The organism is Streptomyces sp. UNOC14_S4, assembly GCF_020740835.1.
In the GTDB taxonomy this organism is placed as follows: Bacteria; Actinomycetota; Actinomycetes; order Streptomycetales; family Streptomycetaceae; genus Streptomyces.
Genome location: NZ_JAINFC010000259.1, coordinates 1 through 10,474, shown reverse-complemented (window position 1 = coordinate 10,474; position 10,474 = coordinate 1). Strand labels below are relative to the sequence as shown.

The 10,474-nt window shown below is 69.8% G+C and carries 10 protein-coding genes and 1 rRNA gene; all 11 read left to right on the top strand.

Annotated features, from left to right (window positions below):
• Positions 1-3 precede the first annotated feature (3 nt).
• Positions 4-120 (top strand): 5S ribosomal RNA (gene rrf, locus K6I34_RS22265).
• Between the two features lie 180 nt (positions 121-300).
• Entirely contained in the window at positions 301-921 is a 621-nt protein-coding gene (locus K6I34_RS22260) for a CDP-alcohol phosphatidyltransferase family protein (RefSeq protein WP_229328092.1), read from the top strand.
• A gap of 103 nt (positions 922-1,024) precedes the next feature.
• A complete protein-coding gene (locus K6I34_RS22255; RefSeq protein WP_229328091.1) occupies positions 1,025-3,520 on the top strand; it encodes a mannose-1-phosphate guanyltransferase in 2,496 nt (831 codons plus the stop codon).
• Positions 3,521-3,631: 111 nt separating this feature from the next.
• Positions 3,632-4,555, top strand: coding sequence for a DUF881 domain-containing protein (locus K6I34_RS22250; protein ID WP_229328090.1), 924 nt, complete (start codon positions 3,632-3,634; stop codon positions 4,553-4,555).
• Positions 4,552-4,884, top strand: a complete 333-nt coding sequence (locus K6I34_RS22245) for a small basic family protein (protein ID WP_121803377.1) — start codon at positions 4,552-4,554, stop codon at positions 4,882-4,884. The genes K6I34_RS22250 and K6I34_RS22245 overlap by 4 nt, the downstream gene beginning before the upstream one ends.
• Positions 4,885-4,891: 7 nt before the next feature.
• Positions 4,892-5,914: a DUF881 domain-containing protein gene (locus tag K6I34_RS22240; protein ID WP_229328089.1), complete on the top strand. Its 1,023-nt coding sequence runs from the start codon at positions 4,892-4,894 to the stop codon at positions 5,912-5,914.
• A gap of 147 nt (positions 5,915-6,061) precedes the next feature.
• A complete protein-coding gene (locus tag K6I34_RS38955; RefSeq protein WP_374230989.1) occupies positions 6,062-6,883 on the top strand; it encodes an FHA domain-containing protein in 822 nt (273 codons plus the stop codon).
• An 18-nt stretch (positions 6,884-6,901) separates the two neighbouring features.
• Complete coding sequence (locus K6I34_RS22230) at positions 6,902-7,690, top strand: MerR family transcriptional regulator (protein ID WP_229328088.1); 789 nt, start codon at positions 6,902-6,904, stop codon at positions 7,688-7,690.
• 52 nt (positions 7,691-7,742) lie between these two features.
• Positions 7,743-8,216 carry a bifunctional nuclease family protein gene (locus K6I34_RS22225; protein ID WP_004002801.1) on the top strand — a complete coding sequence of 158 codons (474 nt, stop codon included), beginning with the start codon at positions 7,743-7,745 and terminating at the stop codon, positions 8,214-8,216.
• A 178-nt stretch (positions 8,217-8,394) separates the two neighbouring features.
• Complete coding sequence (locus K6I34_RS22220; protein WP_229328087.1) at positions 8,395-9,009, top strand: MerR family transcriptional regulator; 615 nt, start codon at positions 8,395-8,397, stop codon at positions 9,007-9,009.
• 75 nt (positions 9,010-9,084) lie between these two features.
• Positions 9,085-10,474: DNA polymerase IV (locus K6I34_RS22215; RefSeq protein ID WP_229328086.1), on the top strand; the 1,390-nt coding region annotated here is incomplete at its 3' end.

Sequence of the window (10,474 nt, the reverse complement as noted above, 5' to 3'; positions counted from 1 at the left end):
TGTTTCGGTGGTCATAGCGTTAGGGAAACGCCCGGTTACATTCCGAACCCGGAAGCTAAGCCTTTCAGCGCCGATGGTACTGCATGGGGGACCGTGTGGGAGAGTAGGACGCCGCCGAACAAATTTTAGATAGAAGAGCCCCGACAGGTTTGTCGGGGCTCTTCTGCATTTCCGGACATGTTTTCCGGACAGTCGCCCCGGAAGTCGATCCGGACAGCCGACCCCTCTGCACTCGCCGGTCGCAACTCCGGGTAGGGTCGTGGGGCATCGTTGGTACATTCCCCCACAGGAGGCCCCCGGGTGGAGGTCCAGGAGACGCGCGTACAGACCGACCGCGTCCTCACCATCCCGAACATCCTCAGCATGGCCCGCCTCGTCGGTGTGCCCCTCTTCCTGTGGCTGATCCTCCGGCCAGAGCTCGACGGTCATAACAGTGACGGCTGGGCCCTGCTGGTGCTGGCCCTGAGCGGCATCAGCGATTACCTCGACGGAAAGCTCGCCCGGCGCTGGAATCAGATCAGCAGTCTCGGCAGACTTCTCGACCCCGCCGCCGACCGGCTCTACATTCTCTCCACACTGGTCGGCCTCACCTGGCGGGAGATCCTTCCGCTCTGGCTCACCGCCGCCCTTCTGGCCCGCGAAGCGATGCTGCTGGTCATGGTGTGGATCCTGCGCCGTCATGGCTATCCGCCGCCGCAGGTGAACTTCCTCGGCAAGGCCGCCACGTTCAATCTGATGTACGCGTTCCCGTTGCTGCTTCTCAGTGAGGGTTCGAGCTGGTTGAGCTCACTCGCGGCGATTTTCGGATGGGCGTTCGCCGGATGGGGTACAACGCTCTACTGGTGGGCAGGAGTCCTCTATGTGGTTCAGGTCCGCCGACTCGTCAAGGCGGACCGCCAGGCCCGACTGACCTCGCCGTAGTTCCAGGCCCCACCGGGGTCCAATGGCGTACGGGGGATACGCCGGCCGCCCCGGGCGCGTTCAGTCGGGAAAACCGTCGTCTCTCAAGGAGGACGCTTCCGACATGAAGGCCGTCGTGATGGCCGGTGGCGAAGGCACTCGCCTTCGCCCCATGACCTCGAGCATGCCCAAGCCGCTCCTGCCGGTGGCCAACCGGCCGATCATGGAGCATGTGCTGAGACTGCTCAAGCGGCACGGACTCACCGAGACCGTGGTGACCGTGCAGTTCCTCGCCTCCCTCGTCAAGAACTACTTCGGGGACGGCGAGGAACTCGACATGGAGCTCACCTACGCCAACGAGGAAAAGCCACTCGGCACCGCGGGCAGCGTCAAGAACGCCGAGGAGGCGCTGAAGGACGACGCCTTTCTGGTGATCTCCGGGGATGCCCTCACCGATTTCGATCTCACAGACCTGATCCGATTCCACAAGGAAAAGGGCGCACTGGTCACCGTCTGTCTCACCCGGGTGCCCAATCCCCTCGAATTCGGCATCACCATCGTCGACGAGAACGGCCGGGTCGAGCGTTTCCTGGAGAAACCCACCTGGGGCCAGGTCTTTTCCGACACCGTCAACACCGGCATCTATGTCATGGAGCCGGAGATCTTCGACTACGTCCAGCCCGACGTCCCGGTCGACTGGTCCGGTGATGTCTTCCCCCAGCTGATGAAGGAAGGCAAGCCGATCTACGGCTATGTCGCCGAAGGCTACTGGGAGGACGTCGGCACCCACGAGAGCTATGTCAAGGCTCAGGCCGATGTCCTGGAACGCCGGGTCGACGTCGAGATGGACGGCTTCGAGATCTCGCCGGGCGTCTGGGTCGCCGAGGGCGCGGAGGTCCACCCCGACGCCGTCCTCCGTGGACCGCTCTACATCGGCGACTACGCGAAGGTCGAGGCGGGCGCCGAGATCCGTGAGCACACCGTCGTGGGCTCCAACGTCGTCGTCAAGACCGGAGCCTTCCTCCACAAGGCCGTCGTCCACGACAACGTCTATGTCGGCCAGCAGAGCAATCTGCGGGGCTGTGTCATCGGCAAGAACACCGACATCATGCGGGCCGCCCGGATCGAGGACGGCGCCGTCATCGGCGACGAGTGCCTCGTCGGTGAGGAATCGATTATTCAGGGCAACGTCCGCGTCTATCCCTTCAAGACGATCGAGGCGGGCGCGTTCGTCAACACCTCGGTCATCTGGGAGTCACGCGGCCAGGCCCACCTCTTCGGCGCCCGCGGGGTCTCCGGCATCCTCAACGTCGAGATCACCCCCGAACTCGCCGTACGGCTCGCGGGAGCCTATGCCACGACGCTCAAGAAGGGCTCCACCGTCACCACCGCGCGCGACCACTCCCGTGGCGCCCGGGCGCTCAAGCGTGCCGTGATCTCCGCGCTCCAGGCCAGCGCCATAGACGTACGGGACCTGGAGAACGTCCCCCTGCCCGTCGCCCGGCAGCAGACCGCGCGGGGCAGCGCGGGCGGCATCATGATCCGTACCTCTCCGGGCGTGCCGGATTCCGTGGACATCATGTTCTTCGACGAGCGCGGCGCCGACCTCTCCCAGGCGGGCCAGCGCAAGCTCGACCGTGTCTACGCCCGCCAGGAGTACCGGCGGGCCTTCCCCGGGGAGATCGGCGACCTGTCCTTCCCCTCCAGCGTCTACGACTCCTACACCGGCTCGCTGCTGAGGTCCGTGGACACCAGCGGGGTCGCCGAGGCTGAGCTGAAGGTCGTGGTCGACGCGTCCCACGGCAGTGCGGGCCTTCTCCTGCCCAGTCTCCTCGGCCGGCTCGGCGTGGACGCCTTCACCATCAACCCGGGGCTCGACGAGTCCCGCCCGACCGAGAGCGCCGAGGCGCGGCGTTCGGGGCTGGTGCGGCTCGGAGAGATCGTCGCGTCGGCGCGGGCCGCCTTCGGCGTGCGCTTCGACCCGGTCGGGGAGCGCATCTCCCTCGTCGACGAGCGCGGTCGCATCGTGGAGGACGACCGGGCGCTGCTGGTCCTTCTCGACCTGGTCGCCGCCGAACGGCGCAGCGGCAAAGTGGCCCTCCCGGTCACCACGACCCGTATCGCCGAGCAGGTGGCCGCCTATCACGGTACGCAGGTCGAGTGGACGACGACCTCCCCAGACGATCTGACCAGGGTCGGCCGCGCGGAGACCACCATCTTCGGCGGGGACGGGCGCGGCGGCTTCATCGTGCCGGAGTTCAGCAGCGTGTTCGACGGCACGGCCGCCTTCGTCCGGCTGATCGGGCTGGTGGCACGTACCCAGCTCACGCTCAGCCAGATAGACGCCAGGATTCCGCGGGCCCATGTGCTCCGCCGTGACCTCGCGACGCCCTGGGCGGTCAAGGGCCTGGTGATGCGTCATGTGGTCGAGGCGGCAGGTGACCGCTCGGTGGACACGACCGACGGCGTACGGGTCGTCGAGGCGGACGGCCGCTGGGTGATGGTCCTGCCGGACCCGGCGGAGGCCGTGACGCACCTGTGGGCGGAGGGCCCTGACGACGCCTCGGCCCAGGCGCTGCTCGACGAGTGGTCGGCGGTCGTGGACGGCGCCGGGCGCTGATCCGGGCGGACCGCCGGCGCGCGTCGGGGGCCGCTGTCTCCTCGTTCCCGGATCCGGCACGCCGGTGGGGCCATTGGGAGACAGCGGCCCCGACGTGCGACGATGTGCGGCATGTCGCAGCAGCCCCCCGTTCGGAGCACGGCTTCGCCGTCCCCTCGCCCCGATGCCTCCATGTCGCTGCTGACCAATGTGATGCACCACAGCCTGGACGAGGGCTACGCCGAGGCCGCGGCCCGGCGGGAGGCGGCGGGCGACAAGGGGCTGCCGACCGGACTGCGGGCCAAGTTGGGGCTCGCCGGCGCCCTCCTGCTCGCCGCCGTGGTGGTGACCCTCGGGGCGGCACAGGCGCGGATATCGGCACCGACACTGGCCAAGGAACGCCAGCAGCTCATCGACCGCATCGACAAGGAGACCACGGACGCCGACGCGCTGCAGAAGAACGTCGACGCCCTGCGGGCCGCGGTCGGCACCAAGCAGCGCGACGTCCTGCAGCAGCACGGCGGCGACCGGGCCGAGTTGGTCGCCCTGCTCGCCGGTGCCACCCCGGTGCAGGGGCCCGGCGTCAAGCTGGTGGTGGACGACGCCAAGCAGACCAAGCAGAGCGGCGGCAGCGGTCCGCGCGAGAGCAGCGGTTTCTCCGACACGGGCCGGGTGCGCGACCGGGACATGCAACGCATCGTCAACGGCCTGTGGCAGTCGGGGGCGGAGGCGATCGCGGTGAACGGGCAGCGGCTGACGGCGCTGTCCGCGATCAGGGCCGCCGGTGACGCCATACTGGTCGACAACAAGCCGCTGCCGCCGCCGTACACCGTGCTGGCGATCGGCGACGGGCAGCGCCTGAGCACCGCGTTCCAGAACAGCGCCGACGGGCTCTATCTGCGTGCCCTGCAGCAGAACTACGGAATCCGCTTCAGCGTCTCCCCCCAGAGCGAGGTACGGCTCCCGGCCGCGCCGAGCCTGATCGTACGTACAGCGAAGCCGCAAGGGGGTGCCGCGGCACAGGGCGGCACCGACACAGGGAAGGGCACATCGTGATCGCCGTATTGGGCCTCGTCGTGGGAGTCGTGGTCGGACTCGTCGTCCGCCCCGTGGTGCCGACGGCGGTCGAGCCCTACCTCCCCATCGCCGTCGTCGCGGCGCTCGACGCGGTGTTCGGCGGCCTCCGGGCGATGCTTGACGGGATTTTCGACGACAAGGTGTTCGTCGTCTCCTTCCTGTCCAACGTCGTGGTGGCCGCGCTGATCGTCTTCCTGGGCGACAAGCTGGGCGTCGGCGCGCAGCTGTCCACCGGTGTCGTGGTCGTCCTCGGCATCCGCATCTTCTCGAACGCGGCCGCCATCCGGCGGCACATCTTCCGGGCGTGAGGCCGACATGAGCACCGACGACACGCCCGGCGGGCCCACCCCGGCCGACGAGCCGCAGCCGACGGACGAACCCGGCGCGGCGGGCAGACCCGACAAGGCCGGGAAGCCGGAGCAGGCGGGTGAGCCGGAGAAAACCGAGAAACCCTCCGGCAGACCAGGGGCGGCGGCGGACGGGCCCGTCGAGGAGCAGCCGTCCGCCGACAAGCCGGACAAACCAGAGAAACTGCAGCCGCCTTCGGGCCCTGGGCCCGTGCCGGAACCTTCCGCCACATCATCGGAAGAACCGGAAAGGGTGACCGAAGCGCAGCCGTTGACGGGTCGCCAGCGGCTGGTGAACGGCCTCTGGCCGCCACGGTTCACGCGCGCCCAGCTCACGGTCGCCCTGCTGCTCTGTGTGCTCGGGCTCGGGCTGGCCATCCAGGTCCGTTCGACGAGCGACAACAGCGCCCTGCGCGGTGCCCGGCAGGAGGACCTCGTACGCATCCTCGACGAGCTGGACAACCGCACCAGGCGCCTGGAGGACGAGAAGCGGCGCCTGGAGAGCCAGAAGACGGAGCTGGAGAGCAGCTCCAACCAGGCGGCGGAGGCCCGCAAGCAGACCGAGCAGAAGGAGCAGCAGCTGGCCGTGCTCGCGGGCACGGTGGCGGCACAGGGGCCCGGCATCGAGCTCACGGTGAGCGACTCCAAGGGCGCGGTCGAGCCGGACAAGCTGCTGGACGCCATCCAGGAGCTGCGGGCAGCGGGCGCCGAGGCGATCCAGATCAACGATGTCCGCGTGACTGCGGACACATACTTCTCCGGTGCCGCGGGGAAGGTGGAGATCGACGGCAAGAAAGTCGCGCAGCCTTATGTGTTCAAGGTGATCGGCAAACCGCAGGACCTGGAGCCCGCGCTGAACATCCCCGGGGGTGTCGTGCAGACTCTGGAGAAGGAGCAGGCGGGCGTCTCGGTCAGCAGGTCTGAGAAGATCGTTGTTGACGCCTTGCGCCCGGCGAAGCGGCCTGACTACGCTCGGTCGTCATCGCAGTGAGGCGGGCGGGTCCAAAGGCTCCGCGCGGAGGCCACGAGGTTGCGGGGGGTCGGCGCACCAAGTCGAGGGTGCGTGGTGGAAACTGTCTGTTGACCACGGACGTTGTAAAGATGTCCGGGTCGGACGGAGAGTGCATCGAGGGTTGTCCTGCCCCACGGGCGGGTCTGTTTCGGTCAAGGGGAATCGCCCGTGAAGTTGTTTGCGAAGTTGTTCGGCAAGAGCGCACGCCAGGACGGTGGCAGCGGTTCGGCGCGGCACCGCGCGTCGCGCGGTGACAGTGGCGGCGCCCAGGAAGGGCGTCCGTACTACCAGGAGCAGACGGCCGCGCCCGGCGCGGACGTCCACGGCGGTCACGGCGCGTCCGCTGTTGACCCTGCCGCGGCCGGACGCATAGGTTTCGGGGCACCAGCGACCTCGAGTGCGGGTGGAGGGTTTGCCTTGCCGGTGTGTCAGAGGTGCGGCCATCGCAATGCCGAGGCCAGCCGGTTCTGCTCCAACTGCGGTGCGCCTCTGCGCCCCGGAGCCGTGGCGGAGCGGGCTTCCGAGACGACCTCGACCATCTCCATCTCCGGCCTCGAGGCGTACGACTCCGAGACCACCGGTCAGACGCCGATCCCCATGCTCTCGCCCGAGGCACAGGCTGCGGTGGACGCGCTGCCGCTGGGTTCCGCGCTGCTCGTCGTCCGCCGCGGGCCGAACTCCGGCAGCCGCTTCCTGCTGGACAGCGAGGTGACCACCGCGGGCCGCCACCCGCAGAGCGACATCTTCCTCGACGACGTCACGGTCTCGCGGCGCCACGTGGAATTCCGCCGTGGGCAGAACGGTGGCTTCACCGTCGCCGACGTCGGCAGCCTCAACGGCACGTACGTGAACCGCGAGCGCATCGACTCGGTCGAGCTCGCCAACGGCGACGAGGTCCAGATCGGCAAATACCGTCTGGTCTTCTACGGCAGCCAGCGGGGCGTCTGACCCTCGAGGGGAGGGCCATTGCTGCGGACACCGTCGGGCGGCGCCGGTTCTTCCGGTGCCGCCGGTGCGGACGGGCGGCTGATGAGCATCGGCACGGTGCTCAACCAGCTGCGCGAGGAGTTCCCCGAAGTCACGATCTCCAAGATCCGTTTCCTGGAGTCCGAGGGCCTGGTGGAGCCCCGGCGCACGCCCTCCGGGTACCGGAAGTTCAGTACGGAGGACATCGAGCGGCTCGCGTATGTCCTGCGGATGCAGCGTGATCACTACCTGCCGCTCAGGGTCATCAGGGAGCACCTCGACGCGCTGGCCAGGGGCGAGCGCGTCCAGTTGCCCGCCCCCGGCCTGCCCGCGCCGGACGCCGGCGACGGCCAGGGTGGCGCGGCCGCTCCGGGGGGCGCCGCGGAGGGCCCTGTGGTGCCCGTCTTCGAGCGGTCCACGGCCGCCCGGATCGGCCGTGCCGAGCTCCTGGCCGCCGCCGAGGTCACCGAGGGTGACCTGGCGGAGTGGGAGTCGTACGGGCTGCTGGCCCCCCACTCGGACGGCGCATTCGACGCCGATTCGGTCCTTGTGGCCAAGCTGGTGACGGATCTGGGCCGGTTCGGCCTGGAGCCGCGGCACCTGCGTGCCATCAAGGCCGCCGCCGACCGCCAGGCCGGGCTTGTCGAACAAGTGGTCGCACCGCTGCGCAGGCACCGCAACCCGCAGACCAGAGCACACGCCGAGGCCACCGCGCGGGAGCTCGCGACCCTGTCCGTACGCCTGCACGCGGCGCTCGTACAGGCCGCTCTACGGACGCGTTCGCACTGAGCGGCGAGTGCCCGACTACCCAAACCTGCCGGGCACGTCCTAGGGTTGCTGTGTGAACGAGCTCGATGTCGTGGGTGTCCGGGTGGAAATGCCCTCCAACCAGCCGATCGTGCTCCTGCGTGAAGTGGGAGGCGACCGTTACCTCCCGATCTGGATCGGACCGGGGGAGGCGACGGCCATCGCCTTCGCCCAGCAGGGCATGGCCCCGGCCCGGCCGCTGACCCACGACCTCTTCAAGGACGTGCTGGAAGCGGTGGGGCAGGAGCTCACCGAGGTCCGCATCACGGACCTGCGCGAGGGCGTGTTCTACGCGGAGCTCGTCTTCGCCAGCGGGGTGGAGGTCAGTGCCAGGCCGTCCGACGCCATAGCGCTGGCGCTGCGCACCGGAACGCCGATCTACGGCAGTGACGGGGTGCTGGACGACGCCGGCATCGCCATTCCGGACGAGCAGGAGGACGAGGTCGAGAAGTTCCGCGAATTCCTCGACCAGATCTCGCCGGAGGACTTCGGCACCAGCAGCCAGTGAGGCGCGCGGCGCCCTGGGGACGAGCAGGCGCGGCGCATTCGATTAGCCTTTCCCGGCACCGGGATACGTAAAACCACTCTCTGGGTGATTATCACTCGGCGTGCCGAGTGTGGCGATCGTTGACGCGCCCCGAGTGACTGCCTACCGTCGAGAAGGCAGGTCAAGGACGGAGGTCGGCGTGAGAAGCATGGGCGACGGTACAGCGGTCGGCAATCCGTATCCGCTGTACGGGGGAACGGTCGAACAGCCCTCCCGTCATGCCGTTCCGGCAGCGGTCAACGCACCGCAGGGGCCGGAGACCGACAGGATCGGGTACCGGGGGCCCACGGCGTGCGCCGCCGCGGGCATCACCTACCGGCAGCTCGACTACTGGGCGCGCACGGGTCTGGTCGAGCCGAGCGTACGGCCCGCCTACGGCTCGGGGAGCCAGCGGCTCTACAGCTTCCGGGACGTGGTCGTCCTCAAGATCGTGAAGCGGCTGCTGGACACCGGTGTCTCCCTGCAGAACATCCGCACCGCCGTCCAGCACCTGCGGGCGCGTGGCGTGGGCGACCTCCCGCAGATGACGCTGATGAGCGACGGCGCCACGGTCTACGAGTGCACCTCGCCGGACGAGGTCGTCGACCTCCTCCAGGGCGGCCAGGGCGTCTTCGGCATCGCCGTGGGCGTCGTCTGGCGCGATGTCGAGGCCGTGCTCTCCCAGCTGCACGGCGAGCGCGTGGACACCGGTGAGACCCTCGTCGGCCACAATCCCGCCGATGAGCTCGCCCGCCGCCGCAACCGCGCGGGCTGACCTCCGGCCCCGTCCCGCCCGACGCTCCGTCGCACGTCAGCGCGATTGTCAGTGGTGTGCGGGAACATCGGTGGTGTGAGAGCCGCACCGACGATCCTGCACCTCGACATGGACGCCTTCTACGCCTCGGCGGAGCAGGCGTCCAAGCCGAGCCTGCGCGGCAAGCCCGTGGTGGTCGGCGGGATCGGCCCGCGGGGCGTCGTCGCCACCGCCTCGTACGAGGCCAGGGTCTTCGGCGTCCGCTCCGCGATGGCGACCGCCCAGGCCCGCAGGCTCTGTCCCAACGCCGCTTATCTCACCCCGCGGTTCACGCTCTACCGCGATGTGAGCGAGGTCGTCATGGGGCTGCTGCGGCAGCTGTCACCGCTGGTGGAGCCCCTCAGCCTCGACGAGGCCTTCGTGGACCTGGAGGCGGGCGGTGTCGAGCCCACCGCGCAGGCGGTGCGCGCCGTGGGGGAGCGGCTGCGGCGGGACATCCGGGCCGCCACGGGGCTCAGCGGATCGGTGGGGCTCGCGGGCTCCAAGATGCTCGCCAAGATCGCGTCGGAGCAGGCCAAGCCCGACGGCCTGCTCCTCATCGAGCCGGGCACCGAGGCGGCACTGCTGGGCCCCATGTCCGTCCGCGTCATCCCCGGGGTGGGCCCCGCGACGGCCGAGGCCCTGCGCCGCGCGGGGATCACGACCGTCGCGGAGACCGGCGAGGCCGGGGAGGCGGAGCTGGTGCGGCTGCTCGGCAAGGCCCACGGGGCGGGGCTGTACGCCCTGGCGACCAGCCATGACGACCGGCCCGTCGTCGCCGAGCGGGACGCCAAGTCCGTGTCCGTCGAGGACACTTTCGAGGAGGACCTCACCGATCGCGTCCGTGTGCAGCTGGAGATCGCCCGCCTCGCCGACCGGTGCGTCGCACGGCTGCGCGCCGCCGGACGTTCCGGCCGCACCGTCGTGATCAAGGTGCGGCGCTACGACTTCTCGACCCTGACCCGCTCGGAGACGCTCCGCGGGCCCACCGACGACCGGACCGTGGTGCGCGAGGCCGCCGCCCGGCTGCTGGAGGGCGTCGACACCACGGCGGGCGTGCGGCTCCTGGGCGTAGGCGTCACCGGCCTCGCCGACTACACCCAGGAGGACCTCTTCGCCTTCGCCCAGGCCGCGAGCGAGGAGGCCGCGGCCGTGGCCGCGACGGAAGCGACGGACGCACCGGCGCCCGAGCGGGAGCGGCGGGAGGGGAGCGCGGAGGCGGCCGAGGCGCGGCCCCACCGCTGGCTGCCCGGGCTGGACGTCCGGCACGCCGAGTACGGGGCGGGCTGGATCCAGGGCAGCGGCGTCGGCCGGGTCACCGTCCGCTTCGAGGAGCCCTGGTCGGAGCCCGGCAGAGTGCGCACCTTCGCCGTCGACGACCCCGCGCTCGAACCGGCGGAGCCGCTGCCGCTGATACGGCCGGGTCAGCCGCCCGATTGCCCGGCCG